The 17,569-nt window shown below is 56.6% G+C and carries 12 protein-coding genes; 1 reads left to right on the plus strand and 11 read right to left on the minus strand.

What is annotated here, in order from left to right; translation table 11 throughout:
* Window positions 1-120: 120 nt before the first annotated feature.
* The 4 genes from mobC to B5F87_RS21505 are packed head-to-tail and all read right to left on the minus strand — an operon-like array spanning window position 121 to window position 9,668.
* Window positions 121-465: a plasmid mobilization relaxosome protein MobC gene (gene mobC, locus B5F87_RS17610; protein WP_002578491.1), complete on the minus strand. Its 345-nt coding sequence runs from the start codon at window positions 463-465 to the stop codon at window positions 121-123.
* Complete coding sequence (locus B5F87_RS17615; protein ID WP_087283412.1) at window positions 462-1,268, minus strand: DUF3848 domain-containing protein; 807 nt, start codon at window positions 1,266-1,268, stop codon at window positions 462-464. Before B5F87_RS17615 ends, mobC begins: the two co-directional genes overlap by 4 nt.
* Before the next feature lies 1 nt (window position 1,269).
* Window positions 1,270-9,258 carry an SNF2-related protein gene (locus tag B5F87_RS17620; RefSeq protein WP_226394856.1) on the minus strand — a complete coding sequence of 2,663 codons (7,989 nt, stop codon included), beginning with the start codon at window positions 9,256-9,258 and terminating at the stop codon, window positions 1,270-1,272.
* Window positions 9,259-9,311: 53 nt separating this feature from the next.
* Window positions 9,312-9,668, minus strand: coding sequence for a TnpV protein (locus tag B5F87_RS21505; RefSeq protein ID WP_072853158.1), 357 nt, complete (start codon window positions 9,666-9,668; stop codon window positions 9,312-9,314).
* On the opposite strand from B5F87_RS21505, the gene B5F87_RS21510 reads away from it, so the two are divergent.
* Window positions 9,667-10,470: a hypothetical protein gene (locus tag B5F87_RS21510; protein WP_072853160.1), complete on the plus strand. Its 804-nt coding sequence runs from the start codon at window positions 9,667-9,669 to the stop codon at window positions 10,468-10,470. The two genes, B5F87_RS21505 and B5F87_RS21510, sit on opposite strands and share 2 nt — an antisense overlap.
* Window positions 10,471-10,519: 49 nt before the next feature.
* Here the strand turns inward: B5F87_RS21510 and B5F87_RS17625 are convergent, their stop codons facing one another.
* The 7 genes from B5F87_RS17625 to B5F87_RS17655 are packed head-to-tail and all read right to left on the minus strand — an operon-like array spanning window position 10,520 to window position 17,554.
* Window positions 10,520-10,735: a transposon-transfer assisting family protein gene (locus B5F87_RS17625; protein ID WP_002588921.1), complete on the minus strand. Its 216-nt coding sequence runs from the start codon at window positions 10,733-10,735 to the stop codon at window positions 10,520-10,522.
* Window position 10,736: 1 nt separating this feature from the next.
* A complete protein-coding gene (locus B5F87_RS17630; protein ID WP_002588922.1) occupies window positions 10,737-13,958 on the minus strand; it encodes a YodL domain-containing protein in 3,222 nt (1,073 codons plus the stop codon).
* Between the two features lie 2 nt (window positions 13,959-13,960).
* On the minus strand, window positions 13,961-14,242 hold the full coding sequence (locus B5F87_RS17635) for a hypothetical protein (RefSeq protein WP_002588923.1): 282 nt from the start codon (window positions 14,240-14,242) through the stop codon (window positions 13,961-13,963).
* Complete coding sequence (locus tag B5F87_RS17640) at window positions 14,239-16,338, minus strand: type IA DNA topoisomerase (RefSeq protein WP_002588924.1); 2,100 nt, start codon at window positions 16,336-16,338, stop codon at window positions 14,239-14,241. Before B5F87_RS17640 ends, B5F87_RS17635 begins: the two co-directional genes overlap by 4 nt.
* Entirely contained in the window at window positions 16,319-16,537 is a 219-nt protein-coding gene (locus tag B5F87_RS17645; RefSeq protein ID WP_038270835.1) for a hypothetical protein, read from the minus strand. Before B5F87_RS17645 ends, B5F87_RS17640 begins: the two co-directional genes overlap by 20 nt.
* Entirely contained in the window at window positions 16,534-17,307 is a 774-nt protein-coding gene (locus B5F87_RS17650; protein ID WP_002588925.1) for a DUF4366 domain-containing protein, read from the minus strand. Before B5F87_RS17650 ends, B5F87_RS17645 begins: the two co-directional genes overlap by 4 nt.
* Complete coding sequence (locus B5F87_RS17655) at window positions 17,297-17,554, minus strand: DUF4315 family protein (RefSeq protein WP_002588926.1); 258 nt, start codon at window positions 17,552-17,554, stop codon at window positions 17,297-17,299. Before B5F87_RS17655 ends, B5F87_RS17650 begins: the two co-directional genes overlap by 11 nt.
* Between the last annotated feature and the right edge of the window lie 15 nt (window positions 17,555-17,569).

Consider the following 17,569-nt stretch of genomic DNA (forward strand, 5'->3'; position numbering starts at 1 on the left):
GATCGTATCTGCTACCCTTTGCCATGCCTGTACTGCCTCCTTTTTATCATCTCTCTTATCATACATGATTTAGGTCTGCATGGCATCTTTACTTTGTACTATTTTTATACTACCACTATGTTACGAAAGCCTGGAAAGCTGGGTTAGGATTTCTTTCACGCCCTCCCATAACTGCTCCTGCCGTTGGGCTATATCCTCCAGGTCAGCATCATAAATCCGCCCCGTTTCATGTACCCGTCGGGTGAGCTGGTTCAGGTTATTGCTGCTTCGGCGCAACAGGGATACCAGTTCCTTCAGCTCCGGCAAGTCCAGCTGTACCACATAGCCGTCCACAGCCATCTTCCGCAGATAGGCGCTCAGGTTTTTTGTTCCGAACTGTGCCATTTTCTGCTGGATCGCTTCCATCTCCGCATCGGAAACCCAAAACAGGACCGGCACATCCCGTTTACGCTTTTTGGCGCTCATCGTTCCGGCTCCTGTTTCTTCGATAAAGCAGGCTTGTGGGTGGTAGGCTCCTGTTTGAGCTTTTGCAAGACAGAGCCTTTCTCCGGTTCCTGAAGCGTTTTTCGTGCCTGCCGTGTAAACAGATCGGTCAGACCAAGATTGACCTCATCCACAACCAGATAAGCACAGTGGCGCGAAGTGCCGCTGTCCTCCGGCATGGGAATGGTCTTTGCCCAGGCTTTGTTGTCACGGGAAACGCGACCGTCGCTGTCCTTATGCTGGATGGTGTTGGCAAGGATGAACTGTACTCGTTCCGACCCGAACTTTTCCAGCACCGCCTTAACCGCAGACTCCGTATCCAGTCGGTTATCCGCATAGTGGGCGCTGATGGCGTGTTCAATGGCCTCTTTACAGTCAAAGTTTGCCTGATAAGAGCGGTTATATTGTGCCATCTCCCCATGCTGGGACGCATAGGCGGCAGAATGGAGATAGAGAGGGATGGACCGCTGTTCTTCCAAAACCTTACACACATCATCCGCTCGGTTTTCAATGCTGTCCCGGATCACATCCATGTAGCCGGTCTCCAGCTTCTCAAAGTGACGGTACACATCGGCCAGCGGTGTAGGCGAATCCAAAAGCGCCTGGGCCTGGGCATCGGTCAGCTCCAAGTCCTCCATCGCCATCACAATGTCCTCCCGGACGGTGTACTCATAGGTATGGTGCAGGATTTCCTCCGGGGGCTGGCTTTTCATCCAGTCCCGGTATTTGTCCTGTTCAGCGGCCATCTTCTCATAAAGGGCCGTATTCAGATCGTTGGTATTCATGTTATCGCACCTCCTCATGTTGTTTCGGTTTCTTTTCAGGGCTACGGGGTGGCACCGGGCGCTTCAAGCTGTCCAGCACCGAAGGCCGTGCGCTCTTGGCAACCACAGTTTCCGGCTGGGCATGGCCCTTGCCGTCAATGTTCAGCAGCGTGTCCAGTTCCACCAGACGGGCGGACTTGACTCGCAGATCATCCTCAAAGGGAAACGGCTTTCCGATTTCCTCTTTGGCTGCGGCCTGCTGTTGGTAAAGGTTGTCCAGCTGGTTTTTCACGGCTTCCAAACGCTGAGGCATTTGAGCCAGTGCATTGTCGATACGGGTGAGGTTTCCGCGCGGGTCTGTGCCGAGGCTTGCCCGGTGGGTCATCTGGCCTTTCAACAGGAGCGTATATTCCTGTTTCCAAGCGGAAAACTCCACGGACATAGTAAAGCCCCGATAGCTGCCGATCTGCACCGGTTCGGAGCCTTTGACCTCCTTACAGGCGTCTAGCAAGGCTGCACCGGCGTTTTCTTTGTCAGTCAGCACATCGCCCCGGATCTCCATTCCAGCAAAGCCATCCTCCGGGTGAGGATGGGCGGCCAGGGTCTCCAGATCCGCTTCAAAGCCTTTAATAAACCCCTTGTTAGTTTCGATTTCCTGGGGGAAGTATTTGAGCAACTGATCCTCCAGGCGGTACTGCTTGCTCTGATGGTCAGCTTTCATCAGCTTCAGACGCGCAACCTCCACATCCAAATCCATGCGCTCCTTGATACGGGGGTCTCCGGCGCACAGGGCCTTGATCTCGGCAAAGGACAGCGCCGTTTCGTCCACATCATCGCAGGAGCGGACCGGGCTTTTGCTGGTCATGATTTGCGAAATGAATTTCTGTTTGTTCTCCACCGTCTGCCACAGGTAGGCATCGAAAGTTCCCTCGGTAACATAGCGGTACACATGGACCAGCGGATTCTGGTTGCCCTGGCGCTCGATACGGCCCTTGCGCTGGGCAAGGTCTCCCGGACGCCACGGACAATCCAGGTCATGGAGCGCCACAAGCCGGTCCTGCACATTGGTGCCAGCGCCCATTTTGGAGGTGCTGCCCAGCAGGACGCGCACCTGCCCAGTGCGAACCTTGGAAAACAGTTCTTTCTTCTGCACCTCGGTCTTGGCTTCGTGGATAAAAGCAATCTGCTCGGCGGGCATTCCCTGGGCGATGAGCTTCTGGCGGATGTCCTCATAGATGGTAAAGGCAGGCTCAGGCTCATCCAACGGCACAGCCTGTTCCAGCGCATGAAGTGTGGGATTATCCAGCTGTTTGGCTGCCTTTTTGGAGGGGGCTGCCTGGGGCGTGGAAATGTCGCAGAATACCAGCTGGGTCAGCTTGTCAGCCTCGCCGTCCCGCCAGATCTGCATGATATTACCCACACACTGATTGACCTTGGTGCCGGGTTCATCCGGCAGCAGCTGGTTGATGATACGCTGGTCCAGACCCAGCTTGCGGCCATCGCCGGTAATCTTGAGCATATTGTCCTCTGAGGGGTCAACGCTGCCGCTGTGTACCCTGGAGGCGCGCTCGGAGAGAACCTGCACCATCTCTTTTTGGTGTTCAGTAGGCTGGGCCACGATGTTGTGGTATTCCACCTCCGGGGTGGGCAAGTTCAGCTGATCGGCGGTTTTGATGTCGGCAACTTCACGGAACAAGTTCATCAGCTCCGGGAGGTTGAAAAACTTGCTGAATCTCGTTCTTGCCCGGTAGCCGGTGCCTTCCGGTGCCAGCTCCAGCGCCGTGACGGTTTCTCCGAAGCGGCTGGCCCAGCAGTCGAAGTGGGTCATGTTCAGCTCTTGCAGGCGGTCATACTGGAGATACCGCTGCATGGTGTAAAGTTCGGTCATGCTGTTCGATACGGGGGTGCCAGTGGCGAAAATCACACCACGGTTTCCGGTCAGTTCATCCATATAGCGACACTTTGCAAACATATCGCTGGACTTTTGGGCATCGCTTGTGGAGAGACCTGCCACATTCCGCATCTTGGTGTATAAAAACAGGTTTTTATAGTTATGCGCCTCATCGACGAACAGGCGGTCCACACCCAACTGCTCGAATGTTACCACATCGTCCTTGCGGCTCTCGGCCTGCAATTTCTCCAGCCGGGCTTCCAGGGACTTCTTGGTGCGTTCCAACTGCTTGACCGTGAAACGCTCACCGCCGCTGTACTTCACCTCGGCAATGCCCTCGGTGATCTCGTCGATCTGCTCCTGAAGGAGCCGTTCCTGACGCTCTCGGCTGATGGGGATTTTCTCAAACTGGCTGTGTCCCATGATGATGGCGTCATAATCGCCGGTGGCAATGCGGGCGCAGAACTTCTTGCGGTTGTGGGTCTCAAAGTCCTTTTTGGTGGTGACAAGAATGTTGGCGGAAGGATAGAGCCGCAGAAACTCCGACGCCCATTGTTCGGTCAGATGGTTCGGCACCACAAAGAGGGATTTCTGACACAAGCCCAGGCGCTTACTCTCCATGGCGGCAGCCACCATTTCAAAGGTTTTGCCAGCGCCTACCTCGTGTGCCAGCAGCGTATTGCCGCCGTACAGCACATGAGCGATAGCGTTTTTCTGGTGTTCCCGCAAGGTGATGGCCGGGTTCATACCACCGAAAGTAATGTGTCCGCCGTCGTATTCACGGGGACGGGTGGAGTTCATTTCCTCATTGTACTGGCGGACCAGAGCTTGGCGGCGGTCCGGGTCTTTCCAAATCCAGTCTTTGAAAGCGTCCCGGATCGCTTGCTGCTTTTGGGCGGCCAGGGTGGTCTCTTTGGCATTCAACACCCGGCGCTCTTTGCCGTCTGCATCCTCTATGGTGTCGTAGATACGGACATCCCGCAGGTTCAGGCTGTCCTCCAGAATCTTGTAGGCATTGGCACGGCTGGTTCCGTAGGTGGTATAGGCTGCCACATTGTTCTGGCTTACAGAGCTTTTGCCGGTGATCTGCCACTCAGCGGTGAAAGAAGAATAGTTGACCTCGATATTGCGCTGGAGATAAAACGGCGTGTCGAAGGTCTCATACATAAACTGCTGGATGTACTCTTTGTCGATCCAGGTAGCGCCCAGGCGCACCTCAATCTCCGACGCATCCAGGTCTTTGGGCTGGGCAGCGGTAAGGGCCTCCACATTGACTGCAAAGGAAGGGTCCTGCTGTGCGGCCCGCTGTGCCTGACGCAGCTTGCGCCGCACATTGCCGGACAGGTATTCGTCGGCTGTTACATAATGGGGAGTGCCGTCTTTCTCCAACTGCCCAGGTACACGGAAGATCACGCCTTTTAGCTCGGCGGCCAGTTCGTCGCCGGTCTTGCCGGTCAACTCCGCCATATACGCCATATCGACAAAGGCTTTTTCGGAAATTGATACGGCCAGAGCTTCACTTGCGGTATCCACAGTGTCCACCGCCTTGTGGGGCTTGATGGTGCGCTTGGTGAACATATCCGCCTTGCGCTCCAGCTTGCCGTCCTCGTCAATGACTTCCAGCGCGCAGAGCAGATAGTAGCTGGAATCATCAGCAAAGGCCAGCCGGTTCGCCCGGTCATTGATAAGACCATATTTTGCAGAGAAGCTGTCATAGAGCCGGTTCAGTTCGGCCTGTTTGTCCTGGATGGCGCTGTCCGGTGTGGCGGCGTCCATTTGCAGATCAATGAGCTGCTGGACACATTCTCGCAGACCCACCAGTCCTTTCACACGGGCTTCGGCGGTGGCATTCAGGTCAGGCCGTACCATACAGCTGTTTTCACGGTAATACACATCGCCGTCCACAACGGTGTAGGAGTAATTTTTCACATTGGGGTCAGCAGGGATAGAAGTGTCGATGGCTTCGCCCTCGCCCAGCTCCGGCAGCTCGGCCTCCTGGTAGGTGCCGCGAATGTACTTCACGGCATCATGCAGCTGATCGGCAAGCTCCAGCCCCTCGATGGGGTTCACGGTGTAGTCCATGCCGTGGGCGGTGCTTTCCGGTTCCTGTCGGCCCAGCACCATTTCCGGGTGGTCCAGGAAATAGCGGTTGATGGCAAAGCCGTCCTCGGTCTGCCCGGTCTGCGTCCACTCCGGCACGATGTCCAACGGACGGTCACGCTTTTGCAGGAAGATGATGTCCGAAACGACCTCGGCACCTGCGTTCTTTTTGAAAGCGTCATTGGGCAGACGGATGGCCCCCAGCAGTTCGGCGCGCTGAGCAAGATACCGGCGCACGGTGGAATCCTTGGCGTCCATCGTGTAGCGGCTGGTGACAAAGGCCACCACGCCACCGGGACGAACCTGATCCAGAGCCTTGGCGAAAAAGTAGTTGTGAATGCTGAAATTCAGCTTGTCATAGGCTTTATCCCGAACCTGATACTGGCCAAACGGTACATTACCCACCGCCAGATCGTAGAAATCCCGCCTGTCGGTGGTCTCAAACCCTGCCACGGTGATGTCGGCCTTGGGGTAGAGCTGCTGGGCAATACGCCCGCTGATGGAATCCAGCTCCACGCCGTAAAGACGGCTGTTTCGCATTTCCTCCGGCAGCATACCGAAGAAATTGCCTACACCACAGGACGGCTCCAGGATGTTGCCGGTCTCAAATCCCATGCGGCCCACAGCCTCGTAAATCGCTTTGATGACCGTAGGGCTGGTGTAGTGCGCGTTGAGGGTGGAACCTCTGGCAGCAGCGTATTCCTCCGGGGTCAGCAGTTCCTTCAGCTGGGCATATTCCTTGCTCCAGCTTTCCTTGTCGGGGTCAAAGGCATCGGCAAGGCCGCCCCAGCCCACATACCGAGAAAGGATTTTCTGCTGTTCCGGCGTTGCCTGCTCGGTGGTTTCCTCCAGGTATTTCAGCAGCTTGATTGCCTCGACATTGGCCTGGAACTTAGCCTTGGGGCCGCCTTCGCCCAGGTGATCGTCAGTGATACGGAAATTCTCGGCGGTGCGACGCAGATTGGCCTTGTATTCCTCATAAGAGGCTTCCTCGGCAGCTTTGACATTGGGGAAGGTCTGCCACTCGCCGTTTACCTGAATGGAAACGGGGTGTTCGTCCAGTACCTCATCCAGAGTCTTTTCCGGCTCGACAGCAGGCGTGGGCGGCTCCGGCTCATTGGTTCGCAGGGTCTGAACAACCACATCATAGGGCAGATTGTTCTTATCGCCCGGATAGACAGCCACAGTCTCGGCTTGGAAGGCCGGGGTTTCGGCAGCCGGTTCGGGGCGTTCCTGCTCAAAACCGTCCAACTGACGGGCATACATCCCGCGCAGCAAAGGCGCAACCTCGCTCCACTGGAAGAACAGCATGGCCAGACGCTTTTCATCTGCATCCAGCACTTCCAGCTCGATACCTTCCGGCATCGTGCGGTAATCGGCGGTCTCGCCGGTCTCCAGCTCCATCGTTTCCACGATGTTGGGATAGGCCCGGCTCAGCCACAAGGCTACCTCCTGGTTACTCTTGCCGTTGCGAAGAAGCTCGGAAAGCTCCGCCTTGTCCGCCTCACCAATCAGGCCATGGGCCAGCACATCCCGAAGGTCCTGGTCCACCGTATCCAGATTTGCAGGCAGGAATTCGGTATAGAAGTCGTTGCGGTTATCCTCCCGCAAAAGCTGCTCAAACCGTTCCCGGCTCTCAGCCCGGTAGATGGGATAGCTCATGCCGGTGGGCAGCAGCTGCACCGTGTCATCCCGCAGCTCTGTGATCTGATGGGGCCGGTCATCCAGATAGACAATATCACCCACATTGTAAGGAGGAACCGCTGGATCGTAGGAGGTTCGCTCCCGGAGTGTGCCACGAGCCGCAGCGTATTCCTCATCTGAAACCAGAACACGCAAATTATGGGGAGAAGGCTGTTCCGGCTCATCTGCCGGGACGCTCTCTCTGGATATGGCCTCCACATCCGCCATAACACGCTGGATGAATGGGTCATTATCCAGTTTTTCCTCATCCACCAGTTCACCATTCACAATGCCGCGCTCGGCCAAAGCCTCCCGAATGGCGATGGGGTCGATGTTGTCGAACCGGTCCTGTTCCGCTTCGGTGTAGAACCGGTCCTCCTTGATAAGCTGAGCGATCCGGCGCTGTACCTTGGGCCAGGGCAGCACCGTTCCTTCGGGGCTTTCCGGGCGAACCGAAAACGGGGTTTTGCCATCGCCGCCGTCAAACTCATGGGCCAGCCATGCAGCGGTATCTTTTTCCCGCCCATGTTTCTCCATGTAACGGACAACGGCGTGTTTACTTTCGATTTTGCCGTTCCAGTCCTGGATAGCCTTGTCGATGTCATTGTCCGTGAGAGGGTGCAGCAGCTCATGGAGCTTGGGATAGGTCTCGTCGATGATTTCTCGATGAAGGCGCTGGCGGAACTCCGGTGTGTCGGAATAGAGGCGGAGCAGCTCCATGTTGCCAGATCCCAGGACAGCACGGCGAATAGCGGCATTGCCCTCGATCACGGCGTTCTCATGGTCACTGTGACCGCAGGCATTGCGATATGGCACATCTTCCATAACAGCGGCAAGTACAATGGGCTTGTATTGCTCATGCAGTTCTCGAATCGTAGGGGCTGCGGCTGCTTCGGTCTCCTGAAATACTCTGGTCCCGTCTGCGCCAAACTCCGCTTCCTGGGCATTGATGTGCTGTTCCGCCTCATGGTCGATAGAGGGCATGGAATACTCCTGCCGCTCCCTGCCGCCCTTCGGGACAGCGGAAATGGTCACATCATGCTTATCCCGCAGCTGTTCCACAACCTGCTCCAGCCGGTTTGCCGGAAAGCCGCACATTTCCACACGGCCACCGCCGGGGATAGCGCGGGTCGTGAGATTGAGGTCCAGTTCCGCAGCAGCAGTTTTGGCGTCCTCACCGTACAGCTCAAAAAAATCCCCCATTTGGTAGAGGATTATATCATCCGGGTGGCGCTCCTTGACGCCGTTGTATTCCCACACAGCCGGGTCCGGCTGCTGGGCTTGCAGGGCATCTTCTTCCGCCAGGGCCTTTTCTGCCTGGATTTTGTCATACTCCGCCTGTTCCTGTTCTGTGAGATAGCGTCCCTTCTGGATCAGGTCGGTAATCCGTTTGGCGACTTTCTCCCAGGTGAAATGCACATCCGGGCAGCCGTCTTTTTTGTAGTGCAGACCTTTTCCGTCGTGGCTTTCATCGCTTTTCATTGCACCGGACAGGGCATGGGAGTGACCGCCAATACCATACTTATGTTTGAGAAAATCCACCTTTTCCTTATCCGTATGGGGTTCCTGGAAAAAGGTGAAAACTCGGCCCTTACCGCCCTCAAATCCGCTGCCTCTGGTCATGGCGGCGTCGATCTCGTCCTCAGAGATAAACTGCTTGACCGAAGGTACTTCCGTCAACTGAGAGGTAAAGGTGGTGCGAGGCAAGGACAGATCTTGCAGGTTCTCCCAAATTTCTTTGGGTTTATGGTAGTGGAAGCGCAGCAAATCCCGATCCTGCTGGTAGGCCGTCCAGAAGGCAGCATATTCTTCCGCAAGGTTCTGGCGAAACTCCGGGCTTTTCAGCTGTTCGGTGAGCCATGCAGATTCCTCCGGGAAACCGCGCCCCGGATTGTTGGAAAGGATGGGCAGATACCCAGCTTCTCTGGCTTCCTCGCTGAAATCGTGGTACAGATTCCAGAACTTTTCCGCGAGGAGGGAGCGTTCATAGCCCGCAGCCTCAGCCAGCTCCACATTGGTGGCAAACTGGCCGTCCTGCAAAAGCTGGCCGATACGCTCAGCGGCACTCTCCCAGGAAATGACCTGGGCGGACTTATCGTAACGGGCAGTTTTGCCGTGGGAAAGATGGATTCCATCCTCGGCATACCATGCAGTGATGCTGCCAATCCCGTTGCCGCCATGGTACAGGGTTTTCAGGGTGTCTGCGATCTCGGTGGTGGACTTCTGCTCCTCAAAGGCCGCGACAATGCGCTCTCTCTGGCGATAGGTGTTGCCGCCCAGCCGCAGCACATGGTCGATGTCAGCCTGGGCAAAAGAAAAAGCAGAGGATGTTTTCACATTCTCTGCTTCATCTATGATTCTGATTTGTTCTGCTTCGGAGAGGAAGAAACTCAGCTGTGAATAAGCTCCGCCATCAGAATCTCCTCGGCCTGTGCTTTGCAGGTGTTCATCAGGCCCACCCAGCGCATCGGGTCGCTGGCTTTCAGCTGCTCCGTCGCGCCCGCGTCTTTCGCCAGCTGGGGCATCATCTGCTCCAGACGGCTCTGCGCTGTCTCGTCGATCTCGATGAGGTGCGGGTACAGCTTCTCGGTCAGCAGCAGCTGATTGTAAATCAGGGGCCGGTGTTCCTTCAGGTACGCTTTCCGCATCCTGCCGTACTTGCCCAGGGGCTTCTCCGGCTGTTCGGTCAGCTTCAGGTCGGGAATCTGATAATCTCCGTTCATCGTGTAAGTCAGGCTGTTCTCCATGTGTAACGCTCCTTTCCGCGAGTTGCTCGCGCTCATAGATCTGGATGGTGACGCCGATCTGCCGCAAAACCTGCTGGTTAATCTGGCTGACCGCCGCGCCCAACGCCCCAACCGTGGCCGGGGTATTGAAATCGAAAATCGGCATGAAGTCCTCATGCTGGAAATATTGTTCCGTATCCAGCCCACAGCGAGACATCAGGGCATAGGCGATACTGACGGTGGCGGCGGACTTAAATTGGACTTCGATGTTGTAATCATCGTACTCCGCCAGGAACGAACCGTCAACGATATAGCGGAAATCTCTCTGATGATCGTCCCAATACTCACTCGCCAGCTTTCCGGCTACATCCGTGAGCTGCTGGGCGAGATTGTCACCGGCAACGCCGTAGTTTTGCTCCAGCATGGCCGACACAGGCCCAATGTGCTGTTCTTCCAGCTGCCACAACCAGGGTGTACGGGAATGTTCACGGGTGCCGGTATCGGAAATATCGAACACATAGCGCAGGCGAAGCTTGTCGCCGGAATCGTCCACCAGGGCAATACCCTTGGAGCCACGGCGCACATACCGTCCCATTTTTTCATTCCACAGGTCATACTCGGCGCAGGCGGTGGCATCCGGGCGCTGGGCGTAAATCATCATTTGCTCGTGGAATGGGTATTTATAAAGGCGGGCGGCGGTGGTGAGAAAAGCCGTCCACTCCTTCCAGCTGCCTACAAGCTGGGTCGATACCTGTTCGGCCATCTGCCGGTAAAATTCAGCTTTGGATGGCATGGTTTTCTGTCCTCCCTTCATGTTGAATAGAAATGGGACGGCATATCAGGCCGTCCCATCAGGTCTTTATGTGTGTTTTTTACTCGTCGAAATCTGGGTACAGCTCCAGTTCGGCAAACTCGGTGTCGTTCATAGCTTGGAGTTTACCCAGGGCGCTGTCCGTCAGTTCCCGCAGCTCGGCTTCCTCCGGCGAAAGCTCACCGCGCATCTCCGTCAGAGCGTCGATCAGCCCGGTGCGGCTGCCGGTGTTGTAGATGCAAAGAAGGTTCGTTTCCTCAAAGGTGAAGTTGTTCATATCAAAGCTCCCTTTCCGCGCTCTTTTTTTGCGCTGTCTTTTTGTGTTCCGTCTTGGGCTGGCTTTTCAGCTGCTCCATTACGGACTTTTTCTTTTCCCGTTCCTCTCGATGGACGGCTGCTGCCAAGTCCATAAGAGAAATGGGCTGACCACTGCGGGCCTGTTGTTCCAGCTGGGCCACTGTCGGCTCCTTTGGGCCGTTATTGATGATACCGTCGATCATGCCGTAATCATCTTCCACCGTCATTTCCGCATTTCTCAGCGAATTTTCCGGCAAGAAACCTTGCACCTGGGTGAAACCAACACTGTCGCAGTAATGACAGGATACCTGACCATTCTGCTTGATGGCAACGATGTCACTGACGCTCATAGACGGGCTGTGAAAATCCACCGGCTTTTGCAGATTGAACTGCTCATACAGCCTTTCCAGCTGCTCCATAGTGCTGCCGGAACCGTCCAGAGGGGCGGTATAGATAAGGTCATAGTTACTCCGCTCTACGGACAGATTGTGCGATTGCAGCCAATCCAGATTCATAAAACGCACATTCTGCGGGTCATCCTTGCTCACCTGATAAATAGCAAAACAATTTCCCTCATGGGAAAGAAACGCCTGTTCCCGTTCCAACTGCCGATCCTGTCGTTCCAAAACTTTTTCGTGAAAGTCCGGGCTTTGCTCCCATTCCTCGCGGGACACAGCAAAGATACCGTCATGGGCGTCCAGGTCGGCAGTGTCAAAGGCCATTTCCGGGTTTTCACCCTCCTGGACGATATAAACGGTCAGGTCTCGCTCCATCAGCTCATAGGCTCGCTCTTTGGAGAGGGGCAGAAGGTCACCGTCCAGGTAGCCGCATTTCTCCAGATCATCCTGAGTCAGTGCCGGGTCCGGCATGGGATACTCGTCCAACGCCTGCTCCTGGGCATCCGGCAGCTGGGTGGCGGCAGCTTCTGTGGTCTGCTGGCTGACCTGTTCCTGCATCTGGTGGTAAGCCGCCTCCTGCAAAGTCTCGATCATGGACAGCGGCGCATACTTGATGGACTTGCCGCCCATCCCCAGGTCCTCGCAGATATGGCTAACCGCTGTGGAACGGCCCATATCCGGCCCGTCCAACTGGCCGCCGTCCATCTGCTTCATGGTTGCCACATCGTAGAGCGTGTAGTCCCAGCCGGTGTCGCAGGGCTGAACATGAAGGTAGCTGGTATCATCCAGCACCAACAGGGCCTCCCGGTACTCGGCGCTGGGCTGGACACTTTCGGTATTTTCCGGCTCGGTCAGCTGTTCCGGTTCAGTCATCGGCACCAGCTGATCCAAGCGTCCCATAAGCTCGGCAGCTTTTTGGGTGGTTTCATCCGGTTCATCCTCGTTCACGATATTCTGGAGCCATTCGCGTACACCGCTGGCATCTCCGCTTCGGAGTGTGGCAGTCAGTTCGTGCAGTGCGTCCTCACGGCTATCTGCATTGTTCCGATACTCATAAGGGTCATAATCGAAAGTGAACTGGTCGATGTCTGCTGCCAGCTGCTCGATAGAGTCCTGCTGCGGTTCCGTGGCGGCAGTCAGGTCAATGCCGCGCTCCTTGCAGATTTCCTTGTAGTTGCGCTCGATGTCGTTAATCAGCTCGCAGGAAGTCTTGTTGATGGTCTCCAGACTGGCCCGCAGCTCCTTCAGCTCCTTGTCCTTCGACCAGGAAGCGATGTAGCCAAAACTGTTCTCGCCGGTCTGGATGCCGAAATACTGGCAAACCGCATAAGAAATGCTCTCGGCCTCCACTTCCTCGGTGTTGCGGTTCTTGGCGGCCTGTTTCACCGCCGTCAGATCTTCCTCCACTTCCAACCGCCACTCAAACCGATTCTCGTCCACATAGCGCCAGCCTTCCTCGGCGGCGGCCTGTTCCGCCTCTGCTTCGGTGGCGAAGTCCAGACGGAAGTCATGCTTGGTGCCGCCCTCGCTCACCATCACGATCTTCCAGGTCGGCTCCGCTTCGTACTTTTTGGGGTCGTGGAGCTTACTGTGCGCGGTCTCATGGACAGCGGCGGAAACAGTCTGCACCTCGCTCATGCCTTCCCGGATGGCGATCCGCTGCTGGTCAGAGGAGAAATAGCCGTCCATGTTCTCGGCCATCGGCTCAAACTCGATGGGAACCGGAGCCGAGCGGCGCAGAGCTTCCATGAAAGCCTCATAGTGCGGCACCGTCCCGGACAGGCTGGAGGCCAGCTCTGGCAGGGGCTTTCCGTCCGTCTGGCTCACATCGAACACCTTCACCGGACGGAACATGGGGATTTCAATTTCTTTTTCCTCCATGACCGCCTTGCCATCCGCGTCCAGGATGGGTGCATGAGTATCCGGGTCGCGCTTCATTTCCTCGATCTTCTTTTTGTAGGGCGTGGGGGCAATGATGGTGATACCATGCTCACCCTTTTTCACATGGCGCTCAAACTGATTTTTCCACTTGTTGAACCCGGCCACCAGGGTGGCGTCCGGGCGCTGCATATAGATGAGCATGGTGTTGTTGACGGAGTAGCGGTGGAACTTGGACATGACGGACAGATAGCGCATATACTTCTCGCTCTCAAACAGTTCCTTGATACCCTGTTCAATGCCCGCTGTGATCTCTTGTAACCGTTCTCGATTGGTGGTCTTATCAGCCATGAATTTCACTCTCCTTTCCAATTTGGCTATTTCTGATTGATGTTCGGCAATCCACAGCTTTTGCTCCTCCGGGCTGTTCTCCAGAAAAAAATCCAGCAGATAGCCCACATAGTCCTTTTTCTGGATTGCCTCCATGAATCGGGGATGTGGATTTTCCTCCGGTGTTTTGGGTGTGTAGTCCGTTTCCCACTTGCGGAGCAAATGAAAGTAGTCGGCCAGGACACGAAAGGCATGGTCTCGGTCCTCCTTGAATTTCTGCGCCTCGGATTTCTGGCGGACATGGCGTCGCCGGGGAGGGGCCTGACTGTCATAAGCCAGGCCAAAATCCTGGGCCAGCTTCTCGGCGGCCTCTTTGGGGGACAGATTGTAGAGCCTCGCTGTGAAGTCAATCACATCGCCGGTGGCTCCGCAGCCAAAGCAATAAAAATATTCCTCGTTCAGCTTCATGCTGGGATTTTTGTCATCGTGGAAGGGACAACAGGCCATGCCGCTCCGGTTGACCTCGATTCCGTACATCTGCGCTGCTTCTCGGACGGTGATGGACTGCTTGACAGCCTCAAAGACACTTTCAGCCATGCTTACTCATTGCCTTTCTTGGGGGTGGGCGGCCTGTATCCGGCAGCCTTGGCCAGTTCACTGGCTGCCTTACGGCGCTCGGCGCTGTAAGGTTCCCGGACGGACACACAGCGTTTGGGAACGAGAAAGGTCTGGCGGTCCTTTTTCACAATCTGGTCCGGGTATTTCTCTGCCAGTCGCCGCAGCTTCTCCAGCAGCCGGGGGTCATGGGTATAGACCTCGGCGGTGGCTTCGGCCTGGTTGTAGAGGATGATGGTTTCCTGTTCATAGCGTGAGAGCTTCATCGTTTGCCACCTTTCTGCTGGTCAAACTCCAGCTTGAAGTTGGCGTACTGCCCATCATCCGCCAACACCACAGTGGCATCGTAGGTCTTGCCGGTTTTCTCGGAGTACAAGCCCCTCACATGAGCGCGGCCATCTTTGAGCAGTGCCGTTACGATGGCTTTGGTAGGTTGCTTGTGCTTCATCTCCCACCACTTGTTGTTTTTCCAAATTGCAAATTTGCAAGATTCTGTCTGACAGAAGAAGCCTTTTTGCATTTCTGCAACCTCTCCGCCACAGCGGGGGCATTTGCCCACCACTTCGTGGGAAGGGCTGAACAAATACTCCGTTCCCTTGATAGCTTGATAGGTTCCCACAAGTTCTTTGAGCATGGCACTAATCCCAGCCATGAAATCCTCCGGGGCCAGCTCGCCACGCTCGATCTCACCCAGCCGGTACTCCCACTCAGCAGTCAGAAGGGGCGATTGCAGCTGCTCCGGCAACACGGTGATAAGGGATACCGCGTCATGGGATGGCATGAGCTGCACGGTTTTCTTGCTCTTTTTGCGCTCCAAAAAGCCGGTGGAAACCAGCTTTTCCAGAATCCCGGCGCGGGTGGCCGGGGTCCCCAGGCCCTTGCGCTCGGCATCCTCCGGCATATCGTCCTTCCCGGCAGTCTCCATTGCGGAGAGTAGCGTATCTTCGGTGAAGTGCTTGGGCGGGGTGGTCTTGCCCTCCTTGACGGTAGCACCAGAAAGGGGCAGCGTCTGACCTTCAGACAGCTCAGGCAGAGCCTTGTCCTCGGGTTCTTTGTCCTGCTCCACATTCTTCAGCCCTGCGCGATAGGCAGCGTCCAGCGCCCGCCAGCCGTAATTTTTCACTGTGCGGCCTTTGGCAGTAAACTCCGCTCCGGCGCACTCGACAACAACGGCGGTTTCCGCAAAGGTATAGGGCTGGGCCACGGCGCACAGCAGGCGCAGAGCCACCAACTCCAGCACCGCCTTTTCGCCCACCGGCAGGCCGGACAGGTCCGCGCCCTGGAGGTTGCGGGTAGGGATCACTGCATGATGGTCGGTCACTTTCTTGTCGTTGACAATCTGGGCGGCATTGCAGGCAATCTCCATGCCATTGGAAAAGGGCATCGCCCCGGCAGTGAGCTGGACCAGCTCCGGTAGACTCGCCGCCATATCCGAAGTCAGATAGCGGCTGTCCGTCCGAGGGTAGGTACAGAGCTTCTTTTCATACAAATTTTGCAGGTAGTCCAGGGTTTGCTGGGCGGTGAACCCCAGCAGCCGATTGGCGTCCCGTTGGAGGGTGGTCAGGTCATAGAGGGCGGGCGGCTTCTCGGATTTGTTTTTGCGCCCCACTTTTTTCACTGTGGCAGCCGCACCTTGGCAGGCCGTTTTCAGCTGTTGGGCGGCAGCCTTGTCTGCCATGCGCTCCCCGGAAACGGTGAAACCGGGCAGCTCCAGTGTGACCGTGTAGAATGGCACCGGCTTGAAGGTGTCGATCTCGGCTTCTCGCTGGACAATGAGGGCCAGCGTCGGGGACATGACACGTCCGATGTTGAGGGTCCGGTGGTACAGCACGGAAAACAGCCGGGTGGCATTGATACCCACCAGCCAGTCCGCTTTGGCGCGGCAGAGGGCCGCATCCCGCAGGCCGTCATAGTCTGCACCGGGGCGCAGGTTTGCAAAGCCCTCCCGGATGGCGGAATCCTCCATTGAGGAAATCCAGAGCCGCTTCATGGGCTTCTGGCAGCCCGCCAGCTCATAGACGCTGCGGAAGATCAGCTCCCCCTCGCGTCCGGCGTCGCAGGCGTTTACCACTTCGGTCACATCCGGGGCGTTCATCAGCTGCTTCAGCACATCAAACTGTTTCTTCTTGTCCTTGCTCACCACCATCTGCCAGGGTTCCGGCAGAATGGGCAGATCGTCATAGCGCCACTTGGCGTAGTCCGGGTTATAAGCGTCGGCGTCGGCCAGACCAGCCAGATGGCCCACACACCAGCTGACCCGCCAGCCGCCGCCCTCCAGATAGCCGTCCTTGCGGGCGGTGGCCCCAATCACGGCGGCCAGACTTTGGGCAACGGACGGTTTCTCAGCGATCACCAGCTTCATGGTTTTTCATCCTCCTTTCCCGCAGCCATGCGGTCAGCTGCCGGTGGCAGAATCCCACGCAGGGCTGACCGTCACGGTAATTTCCGCAGCCATAACAGGGGTGGCCGGGAGATAAAGTAGGAGGACGGGAAGTTTCCTTCCCGCCCTCCGGCCTGCGTGTCATCATGCGTTCATAGGGGCTGTCGGTGAAGCGGGTCAAACCGTCTTGTCCTCGCTTTCCTCGTCGCCGCCCCCGTCAGCGTCCGGCTCGTCAGATTCCTCGGTCTCCCAGGAGTCCTCGTCCTCCTGATCGGTATCATCCTCGCCGTAGTCATAATCGTCCAAATTGTCGTTGCCCTTGGTCTTGGGTCTGCTTTTTACCAGCTTAAAGTAGGCAAAAGCGCCGCCGCCACCCATCAGAGCCAGCACCGCCAAAAGAATGGCCGGATTCAGTCCTGCGGGTTTCTGCGCCGGTTCTTCCGGTTCCGGGGTTTCTTCCGGGGTCTCCGGTTCCGGCTCCTTACCCGTGCAGGCGCTCATATTGGTGGCACACACCGGGCAGGCCGTATTCACCGCACCGGCCACACATTTCTCCGTACAGGTACAGGTGGCGGGCTGCTCCTGGGTGGTCTGACCGTCCTCCATCAGCGCCATCAGGTCCGCCTCGTCCACCTGGTTTAAGAAGTGGACAGCGGTTTCCTTGTCCTCGTTGGCCCGGTCAATGAGGATGTAGAAGTAGTTGCCTGCCTTGGTGGTGACGGTGATGAGCTGCTTGTTGTCGCCGAAATCATCCACCAGGGCGGCGTTGCCATCCGGGGTCAGGGCCGGACTGTCCTCGGTTTCCTCCACGACCACATTGCTGTCGTTGGTGGCATCCTCCGCCGGAAGTTCTTCCGTTCCCTGGGCAAAGGCAGTCACGGAAAGGCCCATCATCAGCACCAGGGCGGCGCAGAGGGCCGAAAGGGTTTTGAAAATTTTCTTATTCTTCATGGTCGGTATCCTCCTGTTCGTTGTAGTTGGCGGAGGCAGCGGCCATGCCAGGGACCGTACCACCGGAGAGCATGGCGTTCAGCTGCTCCGGGGTCAGCCGCAGGGCGCGCACCATCTGAACGATTTCCAGGTTCTCCGCCTCGGTTTTCTGCGCCTCCAGGGTTTTCAGCTTGTCCTGGTACTCCGCGATCTTCTCGCGGACCTTGGCAATCTCCTGGTCAATGCGCTGGATTTTGTTCTTAGCCATTTCAATCACTCCTTT

Source organism: Eubacterium sp. An3 (genome assembly GCF_002159465.1).
GTDB classification, from domain to species: domain Bacteria; phylum Bacillota; class Clostridia; order Lachnospirales; family Lachnospiraceae; genus Anaerobutyricum; species Anaerobutyricum stercoris.